This is a genomic window from Pseudonocardia cypriaca, from assembly GCF_006717045.1.
Lineage (GTDB): Bacteria > Actinomycetota > Actinomycetes > Mycobacteriales > Pseudonocardiaceae > Pseudonocardia > Pseudonocardia cypriaca.
On sequence record NZ_VFPH01000001.1, the window covers coordinates 2341450 to 2357998 of the forward strand.

19 protein-coding genes are annotated in these 16549 nt (G+C 70.7%); 10 read left to right on the forward strand and 9 right to left on the reverse strand.

What is annotated here, in order from left to right:
- The first annotated feature begins 54 nt into the window (after positions 1–54).
- The 3 genes from FB388_RS11190 to FB388_RS11200 all read left to right on the forward strand — a co-directional run bounded on the left by FB388_RS11190 (position 55) and on the right by FB388_RS11200 (position 2630).
- Complete coding sequence (locus tag FB388_RS11190) at positions 55–522, forward strand: hypothetical protein (protein ID WP_142100067.1); 468 nt, start codon at positions 55–57, stop codon at positions 520–522.
- Positions 523–658: 136 nt separating this feature from the next.
- Positions 659–2299, forward strand: a complete 1641-nt coding sequence (locus FB388_RS11195) for an MFS transporter (protein WP_142100069.1) — start codon at positions 659–661, stop codon at positions 2297–2299.
- 43 nt (positions 2300–2342) lie between these two features.
- Positions 2343–2630 carry a hypothetical protein gene (locus tag FB388_RS11200; RefSeq protein ID WP_142100071.1) on the forward strand — a complete coding sequence of 96 codons (288 nt, stop codon included), beginning with the start codon at positions 2343–2345 and terminating at the stop codon, positions 2628–2630.
- Between the two features lie 98 nt (positions 2631–2728).
- Here FB388_RS11200 and FB388_RS11205 read toward each other — a convergent pair whose 3' ends face one another.
- The 6 genes from FB388_RS11205 to zwf all read right to left on the reverse strand — a co-directional run bounded on the left by FB388_RS11205 (position 2729) and on the right by zwf (position 7785).
- On the reverse strand, positions 2729–4078 hold the full coding sequence (locus FB388_RS11205; RefSeq protein ID WP_142100074.1) for a diacylglycerol/lipid kinase family protein: 1350 nt from the start codon (positions 4076–4078) through the stop codon (positions 2729–2731).
- An 11-nt stretch (positions 4079–4089) separates the two neighbouring features.
- Positions 4090–4227, reverse strand: a complete 138-nt coding sequence (locus FB388_RS39375; protein WP_170225570.1) for a hypothetical protein — start codon at positions 4225–4227, stop codon at positions 4090–4092.
- Between the two features lie 106 nt (positions 4228–4333).
- Positions 4334–4579, reverse strand: coding sequence for a hypothetical protein (locus FB388_RS11210; protein ID WP_142100076.1), 246 nt, complete (start codon positions 4577–4579; stop codon positions 4334–4336).
- Entirely contained in the window at positions 4576–5724 is a 1149-nt protein-coding gene (locus tag FB388_RS11215) for an inorganic phosphate transporter (protein WP_142100078.1), read from the reverse strand. The genes FB388_RS11210 and FB388_RS11215 overlap by 4 nt, the downstream gene beginning before the upstream one ends.
- A gap of 66 nt (positions 5725–5790) precedes the next feature.
- On the reverse strand, positions 5791–6279 hold the full coding sequence (locus tag FB388_RS11220) for a DUF7144 family membrane protein (RefSeq protein WP_142100080.1): 489 nt from the start codon (positions 6277–6279) through the stop codon (positions 5791–5793).
- 123 nt (positions 6280–6402) lie between these two features.
- Entirely contained in the window at positions 6403–7785 is a 1383-nt protein-coding gene (gene zwf, locus FB388_RS11225) for a glucose-6-phosphate dehydrogenase (RefSeq protein WP_142100082.1), read from the reverse strand.
- A gap of 451 nt (positions 7786–8236) precedes the next feature.
- On the opposite strand from zwf, the gene FB388_RS11230 reads away from it, so the two are divergent.
- The 7 genes from FB388_RS11230 to FB388_RS11260 all read left to right on the forward strand — a co-directional run bounded on the left by FB388_RS11230 (position 8237) and on the right by FB388_RS11260 (position 14588).
- Positions 8237–10066 carry a glycoside hydrolase family 15 protein gene (locus tag FB388_RS11230; protein ID WP_142100084.1) on the forward strand — a complete coding sequence of 610 codons (1830 nt, stop codon included), beginning with the start codon at positions 8237–8239 and terminating at the stop codon, positions 10064–10066.
- Positions 10067–10170: 104 nt separating this feature from the next.
- The gene (locus FB388_RS11235; protein ID WP_142100085.1) at positions 10171–10446 is read left to right on the forward strand and encodes a DUF3040 domain-containing protein; all 276 of its coding nucleotides are present in this window, start codon (positions 10171–10173) and stop codon (positions 10444–10446) included.
- Positions 10447–10534: 88 nt separating this feature from the next.
- Positions 10535–11737 (forward strand): AI-2E family transporter, encoded by a 1203-nt coding sequence (locus FB388_RS11240; RefSeq protein ID WP_142100088.1) that lies wholly within the window; start codon positions 10535–10537, stop codon positions 11735–11737.
- 87 nt (positions 11738–11824) lie between these two features.
- Positions 11825–11932 carry an SHOCT domain-containing protein gene (locus tag FB388_RS11245; protein WP_142100090.1) on the forward strand — a complete coding sequence of 36 codons (108 nt, stop codon included), beginning with the start codon at positions 11825–11827 and terminating at the stop codon, positions 11930–11932.
- 16 nt (positions 11933–11948) lie between these two features.
- Positions 11949–12620: a GAP family protein gene (locus FB388_RS11250; protein WP_142100092.1), complete on the forward strand. Its 672-nt coding sequence runs from the start codon at positions 11949–11951 to the stop codon at positions 12618–12620.
- A gap of 98 nt (positions 12621–12718) precedes the next feature.
- Entirely contained in the window at positions 12719–14083 is a 1365-nt protein-coding gene (locus FB388_RS11255; protein ID WP_246121821.1) for a hypothetical protein, read from the forward strand.
- A gap of 298 nt (positions 14084–14381) precedes the next feature.
- On the forward strand, positions 14382–14588 hold the full coding sequence (locus tag FB388_RS11260) for a BAR domain-containing protein (protein WP_142100095.1): 207 nt from the start codon (positions 14382–14384) through the stop codon (positions 14586–14588).
- Between the two features lie 43 nt (positions 14589–14631).
- Here FB388_RS11260 and FB388_RS11265 read toward each other — a convergent pair whose 3' ends face one another.
- The 3 genes from FB388_RS11265 to FB388_RS11275 form a co-directional block, all read right to left on the reverse strand.
- The gene (locus FB388_RS11265) at positions 14632–15129 is read right to left on the reverse strand and encodes a hypothetical protein (RefSeq protein WP_142100097.1); all 498 of its coding nucleotides are present in this window, start codon (positions 15127–15129) and stop codon (positions 14632–14634) included.
- 165 nt (positions 15130–15294) lie between these two features.
- A complete protein-coding gene (locus FB388_RS11270; protein WP_211361858.1) occupies positions 15295–15783 on the reverse strand; it encodes an SHOCT domain-containing protein in 489 nt (162 codons plus the stop codon).
- Between the two features lie 125 nt (positions 15784–15908).
- Positions 15909–16358: a DUF7144 family membrane protein gene (locus FB388_RS11275; RefSeq protein ID WP_246121822.1), complete on the reverse strand. Its 450-nt coding sequence runs from the start codon at positions 16356–16358 to the stop codon at positions 15909–15911.
- Positions 16359–16549 lie beyond the last annotated feature (191 nt).

The window sequence follows — 16549 nt, forward strand, 5'->3', positions numbered from 1 at the left end:
CCGGAGTCGGCCGGCACGATGCTCGCGCGTCTGTGACGGGGATCCGGTGGTCACATGGAGGATCCGATGATCTGGGCGTTGTTGGCCGCGTACCTCACGAAACGACCGGCCTGGGTGCAGGCGGTCGTCGTGGGTCTGTGCACGGGCTTCTTCGTCGCGGCCGGGACGTACGCGAACCAGCGGGACCCGTTGATCAGCTCACTGGTCCTCTTGGTGCTGGCCGTTGCCGTCGTCGCCGGCGTCGGCTTCCATCTCGCGCTCCGCGCACGGCTTCGCCACGGCTGGGCCGCGGGCAGCGTCCCGCCGACCTGGGTCAACCTCGTCTATGCCGCGGTGTGGCTGCTGTCCCTGATCGCCGCGGTCCGTGCGCTGCTCGGCGCCGGTGGCCTGAAGGTGGCTGTGCTCGCGATCGTGCCGATCGTGCTGCTGGCCCCACCCGCCCTCGTCGGTATCCGTGCCCTTCTCGGGCGGTCAACGGCGCACGACGGTGACGCGCCGAGGGCCGGGGGGCAGCCCGGCTAGCGTTCCGGCGCGCTGTGGGGATGGACGATCCGTCCCGACCGGCGGGGGCCCTCATCCGTCAGGGATGAGGCTGTACACGCTTCACCGCCGCACCATCGGCCCTGCACCCACGGCGGGATCGGTGACGGAGGCGGCGATGAGCACTGAGGCACCGGCAGGCCCTGCGACGGGCAGGGCGGGCTCCGTGCTGCTCACCCTCGCCGCGGGCCAGTTCCTGATGACCCTCGACAGCTCGGTCATGAACGTCGCCATCGCCACCGTGGCCAAGGACGTCGGCACGACGGTCACCGGCATCCAGGCGGCCATCACGCTGTACACCCTGGTCATGGCGATGCTGATGGTGACGGGCGGCAAGGTCGGCTCGTTGATCGGGCGAAAGCGCGCGTTCACGATCGGCTGCGTCGTCTACGGCGCCGGTTCGCTGCTGACCGCGGTGGCGCCGAACCTGCCGGTCCTCATCATCGGATGGTCCGTGCTGGAGGGCATCGGAGCGGCGCTGATCCTGCCCGCGATCGTCGCGCTGGTCGCCGGCAACTTCCCGCCCGAGGGCCGCCCGCGCGCGTACGGGCTGGTGATGGGCGCCGGCGCAATCGCGGTGGCGGTCGGCCCGCTCGTCGGCGGGGTCGCGACGACGTACTTCTCCTGGCGGTGGGTGTTCGTCGGGGAGGTGCTCGTCGTCGCCGGGATCCTGCTGCTGGCCCGGCGGGTCCAGGACGCCCCGCCCGAGGTGCGCACCCGGTTCGACGTCATCGGTTCCGTCCTCGCGGCCGTGGGGCTCGGGCTGGCGGTCTTGGGCGTGCTGCAATCTTCGGAGTGGGGCTGGGTCGTCCCGAAGCCGGACGCACCGTCGCTGCTGGGCGTCTCGCTCACGGTCTGGTTCATGATCATCGGGCTGCTGATCGTGTGGGCCTTCCTCGAACGGGAATCGCGCCTGGAGGAGGCGAACCGGGATCCCCTGGTCAAGCCGTCGATGTTCACCAACCGCCAGATGACGGGCGGGCTCCTGATGTTCTTCCTGCTCTACCTGGTGCAGGCAGGGCTGTTCTTCACGATCCCGCTGTTCCTGTCGGTGTCACTGGGTCTGACCGCGATCGAGACGGGGGTCCGGATCCTGCCGCTGTCCATCACGCTGCTCGCGGCCGCGGTCGGGATCCCCAGGTTCTTCCCGAACGCGTCCCCGCGCCGGGTGGTGCGGCTGGGCCTGCTCGCGATGCTCGCCGGCGTAGTCGTCCTGCTCGTGGCCATCGACCCGGCCGCGGACGCCCGGATCGTGACCGTGCCGCTGCTGCTCGCCGGGCTGGGGATCGGCGCGCTCGCGTCGCAGCTCGGAGCCGTGACGGTGAGCGCGGTGCCCGACAAGCTGAGCCCTGATGTCGGCGGGCTGCAGAACACGGCGATGTACCTCGGCGCCGCTCTCGGCACCGCGCTCGCCGGCTCCATCATGATCACCTCCCTGACCGCGGCCTTCCTGCTGGGGGTGCAGGAGAACCCGGCGATTCCCGAGCAGGTCAAGACGCAGGCGAGCGTCCAGCTCGCCGGTGGCGTTCCCTTCATGTCGGACGCCGACCTCCAGGAGGCGCTGGATCAGGCCGCCGTGCCCCCGCCGGTCGCCGATGCCACCCTCGACGCGAACCGCGACGCGCGGGTGGAGGGCCTGCAGTCGGCCCTCACCGTGCTGGCGCTCTTCGCGGCGGTCGGGCTCTTCGCCGCCCGCCGGATCCCGGACCACCCACAACGCTCGGCGCCCGCGGCCGAGCAGGCGGGGCAGGAGCCCTGAGGGCGGCCTCGACAAAGGCTCGACACTCCCTGGGAGGACTGCCATGTGCCTGTTCCTGATCTTGCTGCTGCTCGGCCCCAGGTCTGTGATCGTCATCTGGTGGTTGATCCAGCCGATGCGCTGGGAGGCGAGCTTCGGCTCGTTCATCGTGCCGTTCCTGGGATTCCTGATCCTCCCCTGGACGACCCTCATGTACGTGATCGTGGCGCCGGGTGGGCTGGTCGGCGGCCTGGACCTCCTCTGGATGGGGATCGCGGTGCTCGCCGACATCGCCAGCTACGCGGGCGGCGGCGTGTACGGCGGCCGCAGGCGACGCACGAGCACGGCGTGACCGGGCCATCCTGGTGGTATGCGGACGCGGGCTTCCTCTTCGGCCCCCGGGAGCCGATCGGTCATTGGGTCAGAAGACCGTGGCCCGGTCGTTCTCCGTCACAGCTGCTCGTTTGCCCGGTGGTCCTCGGGGTGCAGCACGTCCGGCGTCGGCACCCGGCCCGCGGCGATCGCTGCCAGTGCGCGGAAGCCGTCCACGACCCGGTCGGGCTGCATCGCCGATGGTGACGCCCCTGGGTGCTGCGGGGCGATCCGGACGCGCAGCGTGCGGGGTCGGATCCGGAAGCGGATCGGTGGGTCGAGCACGACGGCCTCACCGTCGATTCCCAGCGGGACGGGTTGTGCCGAGTCGATCTGGAACGCCTGCGTCGACCACTGCCGCAGCAGCGAGGACGGTCCGTGCCCTGCCGTCCCGTCGTCACCACGGGCCGGTACCACGGCGACGCCGAGCTGCCCGGTGTCGATGCGCGGACGGGTCCCGGAGCCGACGGCACGGCCGAGCCGGTAGGGGTTGTTGGACACCAGGATCGTGGCCGCCGACGCGTGGGCCACACCGTCGGGAGAGCTCCAGCGCAGGTCGAGCTCGGAGCCGGCGGGACCCAGGACCGTCGGTGCGGTGTCGAGCAAGGTGCGGATCTTCGCGTCGCGGTAGCCCTCGCTCTGCACCGCCTCGGCGTACAGGCCCATCGAGACGTTGTTGACGAACACCCGGCCGTTGACCTCCCCGAGGTCGACGACGTGTTCGCCGCCGTCGACGAAGGCGTCGAGGGCCCCGACGACGTCGTCGCGATCCACACCCAGGTCGAGCGCGAAATGGTTGCGGGTGCCGGCGGGAATGCACGCGTAGGGCAGGCCGTGTTCGGCGGCAGCTGTGGCGACGATGGCCTGTGTGCCGTCCCCGCCGGCCGCCGCGAGGCCGTCGGCGCCCTCGGCGACGGCGTCGCGGACGAGTTGCTCGAGATCGTCGCCGCGGTGCAGCTCAACGGTCCTGATCCCCCGGGCGGCGGCTTCGTCGGCCAGCCCGACCTTGGCGGCCTTCCCGCCGCCGGACCACGGGTTGACGAACAGCACCGGTCGCCGCGGCCGGTCGGCGGCAGGAAGGTGAACATGCGCCTGGAACGCCGCGCGGGCGGCGGCGTGCCAGATCGCGATTCCGAGCACGAGCAGCATCAAGGGGAGCCAGCTGCCGTTGCGGATCAGCAGCGCCGCGCCCCCCAGGAGGGCCAGCACCGCCACCGCGATCCCTACGCCGCGTTGCCGACCGCCTCGCACGACCCCGAACCAGGCCGCCCCCAGCGCGATCGCGACGCAACCGAGTACGCCGAGGCCCTCCGGGAAGTCGGTGATCGCCACCACGACGGCGAGCACAACCGTCAGCACCGCGGTGAGGAGCGCGACCGCGGCGGCTGCGCGTTGCCTGCCGGACACGGAAGCCGCGGGAACGGTCATGGCGTTTCCCGCTAGCCTTTCTTCCCGAATTTCTTGGCGATCTTTGCCCGCGCTTTCGGGTCCTTGGCCTTGCGCATCGCGGTGTCGCGCAGTTTCTTCCCCTTCGATGATTTCGCGAACTTCGACAGTCTATTCTTCAATGAGCCCATGCTGCTGCTCCTTCGGTATCCACGAAGCCAGAAATTCTCGCACGGCAATTCGAAGGGGTGCATCACCCTGAAGGGGTGACCCCGTCCACGAGAAGCCGGACGAGCTTCACGTCACGACCAGGAACAGGCCGTACCCGACGATCAACGCGACGGCCACCACGCAGACCGCGGCGATGGCCGCGCCCACCGCGGGCCGCACCGGTGGTGGGGCGCCGTCGTCCCGGCCGCCGATCGGCCGGTGGGCGCGTGCCGAGAGCCCGACGACCGCGAACGCGACCAGGGACACGACGCCCAAGGTGACGCCGGCGGAGATGACCGCCGCGAGGACGAGGGAACCCCAGTCGATGGTCACGCGGCCTCCTGACCCGAGCGGGTCGCGGCGGGTACGGGCGGAAGCGTGGGCACGTCGTTGACGTTGAGCGCGTTCACCGGGTTTCGACGCGACGCGGCGTACATGCCGGCCGCGAGCGCAAGCCCGCCCACCGCGACCACGACGACGCCGAACGGCCCGCTCGCCGCCGTCCACGAGGCGGCCGCTCCGACGACCGCGGCAGCGGGCAGGGTGACCGCCCAGGCCAGTGCCATCCGGCCCGCGACACTCCAATGCACTGTCGCGAGCCTGCGTCCCGCTCCGGCACCGAAGATCGCACCGGTGCACACCTGTGTCGTGGAGATCGGGAGGCCGAGGTGGCTGGAAGCCAGGATGACAGTGGCGCTCGTGGTCTCGGCGGTGAAGCCCTGGGTCGTCTGGATGTCGCTGATGCGCCTGCCCAGCGTCCGGATGATCCGCCAGCCGCCGACATAGGTGCCCAGCGCGATCGCCAGCCCCGCGGAGGCGACCACCCAGAACGGTGGCGCGGAGCCGGGTGCGAGAGCGCCCGCCGTGATCAGCGTCAGCGTGATCACACCCATCGTCTTCTGCGCATCGTTGGTGCCGTGAGCGAGCGCGACCGTCGAGGCGGAGACCACCTGACCGATCCGGAAGCCGCGATGGGCGGTCCCGGCGTCGGCCCGTGCGGTGATCCGGTAGGCGACGAACGTCGCCGTGACGGCCACGAGACCGGCGAGGAGCGGCGAGACCACGGCCGGTAGGACGACCTTGCCGAGGACGGCCGTGCCGTTGACCGCGTTCGGCCCTGCCGCCATCAGGGTGGCACCGATGAGTCCGCCGAACAACGCGTGCGAGGAGCTGGAGGGCAGCCCGAGCAGCCAGGTCAGCAGATTCCAGAGGATGGCCCCGACGAGCCCGGCGAAAATCACGACCGGGGTGATCAGGGCCTCGGCGACGATCCCACCGGAGATCGTCTTGGCCACCTCGACGGAGAGGAAGGCACCGGCCAGGTTGAGGAGTCCCGCGATCGTGACGGCGGCCTTGGGGCGCAGCGCTCCGGTGGCGATGGAGGTCGCCATCGCGTTCGCCGTGTCGTGGAAGCCGTTCGTGAAATCGAAGACGAGTGCAGTAACCACGACCACCACGACGATGACCAACACGTCCATGGTCCGCGCCTTCCAGACGCCGGGATGGGGAACCGAGCTGTGCGGGGGAGCGTGACGGCCTGTCGATCAGTCCAGCATGGTGGGCGATGCCGCTGAGGCTTCCTCGTCGAAGACGCAGAGGGCCCAGACCACGGCGAAGCCCAGCATGATCCCGAGGATCGACAGCGCGGGATGGTGCGACAGCGACAGGAAGCTCACCCCGATGGCGACGGCGGTCACCGCGATCCCGATCACCCGTCCCCACAACGTCCCCGATATGACGGCCATCCCCGCGAGACCCACCAGCGCGCCCGCGACGATGTGGATCCAGCCCCAGGTGACGGCGTCGATCGAGAACACGTGGACCAGGCCGGGCACGGGGGCGGTGCTCTGGAACAGCGCGCCCGTCCCGGCGACGATGTACAGCACGCCGAGGAGGGCCATCGCCAGACCGGCGAAGCGGGCGAGCCCTGTCGCCCACGACGTGGTGGTGTGCGTGGCCTGATGCGTGGCGACGGATTCCGGGCCGGTGCCGTTCGCCTGCGCGGTCGGCTCGGTGGTCGGCTTGCTGTTCATCGCCGGATTCTGAGCGCCTGGACCGACGTCGGCATCACCCGCGGGAGATGGCTCCGACCACTCAGCGGCCCGGACACGGAGTGCGGCCGGCACAGGTTCCCTCCATGGCGTTCTCGGCATCGCTCAGGCCGGGTCGTGCCAGGCCTCGCCGTTCGGGAGCAGGCTGTCGGCCTCCTTCGGTCCCCAGCTGCCCCGCGGGTACGTGTGCACGGGTACGGCGTCGCCGAGAACCGGGTCGACGACGCGCCACGCCGCCTCCACGGTGTCCTGCCGGGCGAAGAAGACCCGGCGACCGTCGAGGGCGGCGCCGATGAGCCGGTCGTAGGGTCGCATCTCCTCGCCGGCGTGCTCGGCGAACACGAGGTCGTTCAGCCGCGGCTCGGCTCCCGGGCCCGGCTTCTTCCCGGCCAGCGTGAGGCTGATCCGGGTGTTCGGCCAGATGCGGAACCGCAGCGCGTTGGTGAGGTTCTTGCCGGTCACGCCGAACATGGCGAACACGTCGTACGGCACCGGGCGGAACTTGATACTGATCTCCGTCGCGGTCACGGGCAGGGTCTTGCCGGCGCGGATGAGCAGGGGCACGCCCGCCCACCGCCACGAGTCGAGCGCGAGCCGGACCGCGACGTACGACTCCACCGTCGACAGCGCGTCGACACCGTCCACGTCGCGGTAGCCGTCGTACTGGCCGCGGACCGTGTCCGCAGGCGTCAGCGGCCGCAGTGCGGCCACCACGCGCGCCTTCGCGTCCAGCCACGAGTTCGCGCCGGAGCCGTCCGGCGGGTCGGCGACCACGGTGGCCAGCACCTGCAGCATGTGGTTCTGCACGACGTCGCGAATCGCACCGGTCGCGTCGTAGAACCGGCCCCGGTCGGCGACGTCGAAGGCCTCGGCCATCGTGATCTGGATGCTCTCCACGTGGTCGCGGCCCAGCAGCGGCTCGATCATCGAGTTGGCGAACCGGGCAACGAGGACGTCGTTGAGCGAATCCAGGCCCAACCAGTGGTCGACGCGGTAGATGGCGTCCTCCGGGAAGTACCGGTGCATGGTCTCGTTGAGCGCGACGGCACTGTCCAGGTCGGTACCGAAGGGCTTCTCCACCATCACCCGGGCGCCCTCGGCCCGCCCCGCCTTCGAGATGCCCTCGGCGATGCGGCCGAACAGGAACGGGGGCACCTCCAGGTAGAACAGGGCCCGCCGGGCGTCACCCATCTCCCGGGACATCTCTGCGTAGGTGGCGTCGTCGCCGAGATCCCCGTCGACGTAACGGAGCAGGCCGAGCATCGTCCGCGCCGCCGGCGACTCGACGTCCATGCCGTTGTCCCGCAGCGACCGCGCGGCGTAATCACGGAAGCGGTCGAGGTTCCAGCCGCTCTTGGCGACCCCGATGACGGGGACGTCGAGCACGTCCCGGTCCACCAGTCCCACCAGGGCGGGAAAGGTCTCCAGCTTCGCCAGGTCACCTGTTGCCCCGAATATGACGAGAGCGTCCACCCGGTCTGCTGCCACGGTGCTCCCTCTCGATCATCCGAGTCGCGTTCGAGCATCAGCACGCATCCCGGACGGGGCGAGCCGGTGGGCGAGCGTGCCGCCGCCCGCTCCGGTGCCGATGACGACGGCGTCGTACTGCCGGCCGACTGACACGTCGACTCCTCGGGCGCCGGTTGAGCGCGACGTCGAGGAAGCCCACGGTCCGGCGGCGCCGACGGCGACGCATCGCCTGGCTGAGGTGAGCGGCGGGCGGGGCTTCTGTCGCGCGCTCCCGACCGAAATCGGGGCGCTGTCGGGCAGCGGGCGCACCGGGCGGGCAGGACCAGGGCGGGCCCGTGGAGGCAACTGCGGTCGCTCGTCCGTCGCGGGTGATGCCTCGGCCGTCCCGTCCGGGCACGGTGGCGGCTGTGGCCGTGGGGCGTGACTTGCTCGCGGAGCGGTCTCTCGTTCGGCACTACAGGAGGCAGTCATGACCGAGGCAGCGATCGCCGACCACGGACTGATCGGCGACCTGCAGACGGCGGCGCTGGTGAGTACGGATGGATCGATCGACTGGTTCTGCTGCCCGCGTTTCGACTCTCCGAGCGTCTTCGGCGCCCTCCTCGACGACGAGCGCGGTGGGCACTTCCGGGTGCGGCCCGAGCGTGACTGCGAGTCGAAGCAGATGTACTTCCCGGACACCGCCGTGCTGATCACGCGGTTCATCACCGAGGCCGGGGTGGGCGAGGTCGTCGACTTCATGACGCCGTCGGGCCGGGAGGCCACCGGGAACCACCGGCTGGTGCGGATGCTGCGCTGCGTACGCGGCGAGATGAGCTTCGAGGTCGACATCGCCCCGCGGTTCGAGTACGGCCGTCGCGCGCACCGGACGGAGCTGACCCAGCACGGGGCGGTGTTCAGCACCGATGCGCTGACGCTGACCCTGCACGCGGTGCGCGAGCCAGACGACGCTCGGTTGGCGCAGGTCCGCGTCGAGGAGGGCGACGTGCGGGTGTCGATCGATCTGAAGGCCGGGGACGTGCGCGGTCTGGTGCTGGAGTCGGCGGCCGACGGCCCGCCGCGGGAGATCCGGGTGGCGGAGTTCCAGCAGATGTTCGACGACACGGTCTCGTTCTGGCGCTCCTGGCTGGCCCGCTCGACCTACACGGGGCGCTGGCGGGAGGCACTGCAGCGCTCGGCGATCACGCTCAAGCTGATGACCTACGCCCCTACCGGCGGGATGGTGGCCGCTCCGACCATGGGGCTGCCCGAGCAGGTGGGCGGCGAGCGCAACTGGGACTACCGCTTCACCTGGGTGCGGGACGCGTCGTTCTCGATCTACGCCCTGCTGCGGCTGGGCTTCACCGAGGAGTCGGCGCAGTTCAGCGGCTGGCTGCGGGACCGGGTGGCCGAGCGCGTCGGGGGTGAGGGTGGCCCGCTGAACATCATGTACCGGGTCGACGGGTCGTCGGATCTCAAGGAGGAGGCGCTCGAGCACTGGTCGGGCTACCGCGGCTCGCGCCCGGTCCGGATCGGCAACGGCGCCTCCGACCAGCTCCAGCTCGACATCTACGGCGAGGCCCTGGACAGCATCTTCTTCGCCGACGAGCACGGCCTGCAGGTCGGGCACCGCGGCTGGATCGCGATCCGCGAGCTCCTGGACTGGCTCGCCGAGCACTGGGACCAACCGGAGGAGGGCATCTGGGAGACCCGCGGCGGCCGTCAGGACTTCACCTACGGCCGGTTGATGTGCTGGGTGGCCCTCGACCGGGGCATCCGGATGGCGGCCTCGCACGGCCGTCCCGCCGCCGTCGACCGCTGGCGCGGAGCCCGAGACGCGATCTACGACCAGATCATGACCAAGGGCTGGAACGCGCAACGGAAGGCGTTCGTCCAGCATTACGCCAGCGACGTGCTGGACTCGTCGCTGCTGCGGATGTCCAGTGTCGGGTTCGTCGCCCCGCACGACCCGATGTGGGCGTCCACGCTGCGGGCGATGGACGACGAGCTGGTCACCGACAGCCTCGTCTACCGCTACGACCCCGGCGCGTCGCCCGACGGTCTGCTCGGCTCCGAGGGCACGTTCTCGCTCTGCTCGTTCATGTACGTCGACGCGCTCGCGCGGGCGGGCAGGCTCGAGGACGCCCGGCTCGCCTTCGAGAAGATGCTCACCTACGCCAACCACGTCGGGCTGTTCTCCGAGGAGATCGCCCTCACCGGTGAGCAGATCGGCAACTTCCCGCAGGCCTTCACGCACCTGGCGCTCATCGACGCCGCGATCACCCTCGACGAGGCGCTCGACCGGACCGCCAGCGGATGACGGGGACCGAGGTGTCCGCGGTCAGGCTGGCCCGCGTGCAGTTCGCCGGCACGTCGATGTACCACGTCCTGTTCGTGCCGGACAGGCAGTGGTAGGAGGCGGCGATGCAGTTGACCCCACGGGAGCGGCGTGCTCTCCGCGCGATCGAGGAGGCCCTCGCCGCGGAGGATCCCGCGCTGGCCGGACTCCTGAGCCACTGGCCCACGCCGTGGCGCGCGCGCCTAGTGCGCTGGGGGACGTGGGCGGCCGTCGTTGTTGCGGCGATCCTGCTGCTCGTCGGGCTGGTGCTGTCGGATTCTTGGTTGTTCGTCGGGGCCTTGCTGACGATCGTGGTGCTCATCACGATCTTGCGGCGGGCTGGAGGTGGGACGAGAGCGTGACGAGCGTCCCGCGGCCCGGGCCGCAGTAGCTGCATTCGCCCGCCGCGGGTGACGCCGCGGGTCCGGCACCGGTCCTACCGTCCGCGGGGTGACCACACCGGCAGCCACTCCCGCCATCCCGGCCGCCCGTCCGCCCTCGGATGGTGTCCGCTCACGCCCGCCGGCACGGCAGGGTGCCCTGCCGCGGGCGATGGTCATCCTCGTCGGTGCGGCCGCTACGGTGATCGTCCTCGCAGGGGTGCAGGCGGTCGCGTGGCTGATCGGCCCGGCGTTCATGGCACTCATCATCGTGATCGCCGTGGCGCCGGCGCAGAGCTGGCTGCGGCGCAACGGGTGGCCGGGATGGGCCACGACGCTCGTGGTGATCCTCCTCGTCTACGCGATCATGTTGGGCCTGGCCCTCGGCATCGTCTTCTCCGTTGCCCGGCTGGCGACCGAGCTGCCGAAGTACGCGTCGACGGCCGACGGCCTGGTGACGTCCGCGACCGCGCAGCTGGCCGCGCTGGGAGTGGGACCGGAGCAGCTCGCACAGGCGAGGAGCTCCCTGAGCCTCGGCAGCTTCGCCGGCGTGCTCGGGTCGCTGCTGAGCAGCGTGGCCGGGCTGGCGTCCAACCTCGTGTTCCTGCTGGCGCTGCTGCTCTTCCTCAGCGTCGAGGCCGGGGGCACCGGGGACCGGCTGGCGTCGATCGCGGCGGACCGGCCGAGGATCGCCGACGCGCTCGGGCACTTCGCCTGGGGCACCCGGCAGTACCTGCTGGTGACGACCGTCTTCGGGTTGATCGTCGCGGTGCTCGACTCGGTGGCGCTGGCGCTGATGGGCATCCCGCTGGCGATCACCTGGGGCCTGCTGTCGTTCATCACCAACTACATCCCGAACGTCGGGTTCATCATCGGCGTCGTGCCACCCGCGCTGCTCGCGCTGCTGACCGGCGGACCGCAGCTGATGGTGATCGTCATCGTGGTGTACTGCGGGATCAACTTCGTGGTCCAGTCGATCATCCAGCCCCGGTTCATCGGGGACGCGGTGGGGCTGTCGGTCACCGTGACGTTCGTGGTGCTGGTGTTCTGGGCGTGGTTGCTCGGTCCGCTCGGGGCGATTCTCGCCATCCCGCTGACGCTGCTGGCCAAGGCGCTGCTCGTGGACATCGATCCGCAGGCCAAGTGGGCCGATGCGCTGCTGCGGGACACCCCGAAGGAACCGGACCCGGATGCGCCCGCGAAGAAGTCGCGACGTGAGCGGCGCAGCGAACGCCAGCAGCAGAAGCAGGACCTGAAAGCCGCGCCGACCTGAAAATGTGTTCGAGAAGCGCGGAGCGCCCGCCAGGACCAGCAGCAGGCCGACGCGCCGGAACCCGTCGAGCCCGAGGCCGCCGGGGGCATGGACGACACGCTGGCGCAGCTGAAGCAGCTCGGCGAGCTGAAGAGCCGAGGTGTGCTCACCGAGACCGAGTTCCAGCAGCAGAAGAGCCGGATCCTGAACGCGTGAAAGCGGCCTGGGCGACATGAGCACGGAGGCGCTCGTTCTCGCCCTGACCGCCGTGATCCGTCCGACGAGCGCGGCGGCCGTGTTCGCGATGCTCTCGACGCCGCGTCCGCAGCGGCTGCTGGTGGCCTACCTCGTCGCGGGGCTCGGGTTCAGCCTCACCGTCGGGACGCTGGTCGTCGTCCTCCTCGGCGGACTGCAGTCGACGCGCGCGTCCTCGGCGGTCCGCCCGCTGCTCGACCTCGTGCTGGGAACCTCCGCGGTGGGCTGCGCCGCTGGTGCGTGGGTCGGATGGCTGCCCCGATCCCGGCCCCGCGGCTCGGCGGAACCCGACAGCTGGCTACGGCGCCGGTTGACGGACATGTCGCCCTCCGGCGCCGCGGCCGCCGGTGTGCTCACCCACCTGCCCGGGCTCGTCTATCTGGCCGCGCTGAACGCGATCGCCGCCGGCGCGGGCGGCACCGCGAGCGGCGTGCTGCAGGTGGTGGTCTACAACGGCATCTGGTTCAGCCTCGCCATCTGGGCGCTGGTGCTGTCGGTCTACCGGCCGACCGTGTCCCGCGAGTTCCTCGAGCGGGTCATCTCATGGATCCGCGAGCACCAGCGGGTGATCACGATCGTGTTCTTCGGCGTGCTGGGCGGCTACCTGGTCGTGGTCGGCGTGCTCGGCCTGGTCGGCGACGCGTCCTGACGGCCCGTCCCGTGGTCGAGGTGCGGCTCGGCAGGGCCCCTCGGCCCACGTCATCCGTGACGGGCGAGGCACACAACCCGTCGACGGACGAGCGTCCAGTGGTCGTCGACGCTGCGGAGGTACCGGAGATGTCCCAGGTGCAGGGCCGCGAGATCCGGCCCGACGAGGTCCGGGCCCCGTTGACAACCGACGAACGCGCCGAGCTCACGCGGTTGCGGGAGGAGAACTCGGCGCTGCGCACCCAGCCGCACCCCCCGCGTCGGCGCATCCGCTGGCGGTCGGTGATCGCCACCGTGCTGCTCGTCCTCGGCTGCGTGCTGGCACCCGTGGCACTCGTCGCGGTGTGGACGCGCAGCGAGGTCTCCGACACCGACCAGTTCGTCGAGACCGTCGGACCGCTCGCCGCTGATCCCGCGGTGCAGGAGGCCCTGACGAACCGGATCACGACAACCGTGTTCGAGCACGTCGACGTGCAGGCACTGGCGAACGAGGCGATCGACGCCCTCGCGGCGCAGGGCCTGCCACCCCGGCTCGTGCAGCGGCTGCAGGCCCTGACCCCGACGATCGAGTCGGCGACCACCAGCTTCGTGCGGGAGAAGGTCGGCGAGCTCGTGGCGAGCCCGCGGTTCACGGCGGCGTGGGACCAGGCCGTTCGGGTGGCCCACCAGCAGGCCGTAACAGTGCTCTCGGGCGACAGCCGCGCGATCGCGGTGCAGGGCGACACCGTGTACCTGGACCTCGCGCCGTTCATCGACGCGGCGAAGCAGCGGCTGAGCGCGGAGGGTCTGACCGTCGTCGCCATGGTCCCCGAGGTGCACCCGACGATCGCGCTCGCTCCGGCCGACCAGCTGGTGCGCGCGCAGACGGCCTACGCCACGCTGGGCTCCCTCGCGAGCGTGCTGCCCTGGATCACGCTGCTGCTGCTCGCGGTGGGCGTGTACCTCGCGCGGGTGCGGATGCGGGCCGTGGTCGCCGCCGGCCTTGGCGTCGCGCTGGCGCTGGTCGTGCTCGCTGCCGGGCTGCTCGTGGCGCGCGGACTGCTGGTCGGTGCCGTCCCACCGGCCGGAGCGCCGGCTGCCGCGTCGGGCTTCGACATCGTCGTGGAGTCCCTGCGAACCGCCGGGCGATCGCTGCTCGTGCTGGCCTTGGTCGTGGCACTGGGTGCTTTCCTGGCCGGCTCGTCGGCGACGGCCGTCGGCGTCCGCCGGTGGGCTACCGGGCTGCTGAACCGGATCCGGGTCGGCCCGTCCTCGACCGGCGCGGTCGGCACCTGGGCCCACGCGCATGTGCGCGGCTTGCGGATCGGGGCGGTCGCACTCGCCGCGCTGGTGTTCGTCTTCCTCGACCAGCCCACCGGCGTCACGATCCTGATCATCGCTGCCGTGTTGCTCGGCGTGCTCGGAGTGATCGAGTTCCTGGGCCGCCCGGGTCCGGTGGCGTCCGCTACGGGAACGGGGGGCTGACCGACGATGCTGTGGTCAGCTCGTCATGGTCCGGAGCGAGGTGCGCACGCGGGCCAGCACGCTGCCGACCGTGGACCACCGGCTTCGGGGCGGCACCACCTTCGGCGGATGACCCGGGGCGAGCGGCCGCCATGCTCGCCCGCGAGTAGCTGCAGGGCGCCCACCCCGCGCCGGGCGATCTTCGGTCACTCCACCCGGGCCGGGCGATGTCCCGTTCGGCAGGTGAGCGCAGGGTGCCCGGGTGGCAGACGATCGATGTCGGCCGCCGGCCCGCGACCCGAGATGAGGCGATGAGGCGATGGCAACGATGCACTACGAGTTCCGGGTCGAAGGTCGGCTGACGGACGAGGCCAGGGCGGCGTTCGGCGACATGCGGATCACCGAGGTTCCACCGGAGACGGTCATCGACGGTGAGGTGCTCGACGAGTCGCACCTGCACGGCATCATCGTCCAGCTCCAGGCGCTCGGGATCACCGTGGTGGCGGCGCATCCGATTCCCGAGTAGCGGCGGACTGATGTCGTGTGAGGTTGTGGTCCTGCCAGGCTCATCAGTGCAGGGCGTACTTCAGCCCGATGATGGCAACGCCGAGCAGGGCGGTCCCGGCCGCCCAGCCCAGAGCGGCAGCGGTCGGGGCGCCGGAACGGCGCGCGGCCTCGTACCCGAGGCCGCCGAGCAACGCGGTGGACAGCCCCAGCGCCGCCAGCACCGCTCCCCGCAGCTCCGCACCGAGCGCCGAGGCCGCGAGCAGCACGATCACCGGAGCGTAGGAGGACTGCAGCATCGGCCAACCGCGCCGCAGCGCACCGACGACGCGGCTCCGGTTGGGCGCAGGCCCTTGCACGCCGGAGCCGAGTACGTCGGCGTAGCGCTCGGTCAGCCAGTAGACGAACAACGTGGCGACGACGGCGATCACGACCTGGCCGAGAGAGCCGTGCAGGCTTGCGGCCACCATCACCGCAGACCCCACCACGGTGCCGTTGACGGCATCGGCCAGCTCCCGCTCGTCGGTCCACCTGGAGCGGAGTCGACCGACCGATCGCCGCATTGCTCCTCCGGCCTCGCTCACACCGGCGCGCCGCTCATCGCTCGCCCTCGCTGCGCTCGGGCGGCCCGGCCATGAGGAGTGAACGCAGCGCGCAGGCCCTGTGACATCGATTCGCTCGCGAGCTCGCTCACTCGGGCTGCACGCCGGGGAATCGCAGTGGTTCCGTCACGTGATGGATGAGGTGGTCGCTTGCTGGTCGCGGCGCGCGTGAGCACCCTGCACCGGGCCATGGCCCAGGGCCTTGGCCTTGGCCTGTTCGAACTCCTCGGCCGAGATCGTGCCCCGGTCTCGCAGGTCGGCGAGCTTGGCGAGCTCGTCGGCCGTGCTCGTCGTGCCGGCCGCGGCGGTCTCCCGGACGTACTGCCCGAACGCCTGCTCGTTGCGCAGGGCCTGAGCCCGAGCGCGCTCGTTCATCGAGCGGCCGCGAGCGATCAGGTAGACGAGGGCACCCAGCCAAGGCGCTACGACCAGGAACAGGATCCAGAGCGCCTTGCCCCAGCCGGACAGCTCGTGGTCCCGGAAGATGTCGCCGAAAATGCTGATCAGCAGCCAGATCCACGTGAAGAGAATCATGAACCAGAAGATGGATACGATCACGTCCCACAAAGGCATCTCGATCTCCTCGATCCGTGCCTGGGGCACCGCTACTGGCACGGGGCCACCGCCGATTGGCCAACGGTCGACCCCTGGCATCTGACCGGCATCACCCGCCGCAGATGAGCCGGGGTCGTGTCGACGTCGCCGACGCCGCTCCAAGTGCCGGTCGGTGTTCCTGCGCTTCAGCTCGTGCGCTTCAGCTCGCGGCCGTGCACCACGATGGCGTAGATCACGATGACGTCGACGGCGATGACGATGGTCGACCACACCGGGTATGCGGAGATGAAGACGAGATTCAGGATGGCGCTGATCAGCGCGATCGCGATGCCGGCCACGCGGGCGAACGTGTTGCCGACCACGAGCCCGAGCCCGACGGCGACCGCGACGGCGCCGAGGACGAGATGCGTCCAGCCCCAGGTGGTGTAGTCGACGTTCACCACGAGCCCATCGGGGCGAACCAGGTAGAACCCGTCGTTGAACAGCGCGACGAGCCCCTCGATCGCCTGGAAGAAGCCGAGCATGATCATCATGATTCCGGCGAAGGCGACCCAGCCCGCCCAGCCGGTGATCTCCGTGTCCGGTGAGTAGTAGTCCTCGTGCGAGTTGCGGCTCGTACGGGAGGCCTCTGTCATGACGTCTCCTCCGTGAGCAAGGCCGGACCCGGGCCGGCACGGGCGGTTCGCCGCCGACCGTCGACGACCGGGTCGATCGTGGCGCCGGATTCGCGGTAAGACCTCACCTGCCTTGGGTGATGGTGTCGGGCGTCGAGATCAGTCGCCACGTGAAGCTCCCCGTCCCGGATCACGTCCGGTGCGAGGGGGAT

Bases quoted from the DNA above. Each gene is read 5' to 3' on its own strand.
- FB388_RS11190 (WP_142100067.1), top strand. From the start codon at position 55: ATGGAGGATCCGATGATCTGGGCGTTGTTGGCCGCGTACCTCACGAAA.
- FB388_RS11195 (WP_142100069.1), top strand. From the start codon at position 659: ATGAGCACTGAGGCACCGGCAGGCCCTGCGACGGGCAGGGCGGGCTCC.
- FB388_RS11200 (WP_142100071.1), top strand. From the start codon at position 2,343: ATGTGCCTGTTCCTGATCTTGCTGCTGCTCGGCCCCAGGTCTGTGATC.
- FB388_RS11205 (WP_142100074.1), bottom strand. From the start codon at position 4,078: ATGACCGTTCCCGCGGCTTCCGTGTCCGGCAGGCAACGCGCAGCCGCC.
- FB388_RS39375 (WP_170225570.1), bottom strand. From the start codon at position 4,227: ATGGGCTCATTGAAGAATAGACTGTCGAAGTTCGCGAAATCATCGAAG.
- FB388_RS11215 (WP_142100078.1), bottom strand. From the start codon at position 5,724: ATGGACGTGTTGGTCATCGTCGTGGTGGTCGTGGTTACTGCACTCGTC.
- FB388_RS11220 (WP_142100080.1), bottom strand. From the start codon at position 6,279: ATGAACAGCAAGCCGACCACCGAGCCGACCGCGCAGGCGAACGGCACC.
- FB388_RS11230 (WP_142100084.1), top strand. From the start codon at position 8,237: ATGACCGAGGCAGCGATCGCCGACCACGGACTGATCGGCGACCTGCAG.
- FB388_RS11235 (WP_142100085.1), top strand. From the start codon at position 10,171: ATGCAGTTGACCCCACGGGAGCGGCGTGCTCTCCGCGCGATCGAGGAG.
- FB388_RS11245 (WP_142100090.1), top strand. From the start codon at position 11,825: ATGGACGACACGCTGGCGCAGCTGAAGCAGCTCGGCGAGCTGAAGAGC.
- FB388_RS11250 (WP_142100092.1), top strand. From the start codon at position 11,949: ATGAGCACGGAGGCGCTCGTTCTCGCCCTGACCGCCGTGATCCGTCCG.
- FB388_RS11260 (WP_142100095.1), top strand. From the start codon at position 14,382: ATGGCAACGATGCACTACGAGTTCCGGGTCGAAGGTCGGCTGACGGAC.
- FB388_RS11265 (WP_142100097.1), bottom strand. From the start codon at position 15,129: ATGCGGCGATCGGTCGGTCGACTCCGCTCCAGGTGGACCGACGAGCGG.
- FB388_RS11275 (WP_246121822.1), bottom strand. From the start codon at position 16,358: ATGACAGAGGCCTCCCGTACGAGCCGCAACTCGCACGAGGACTACTAC.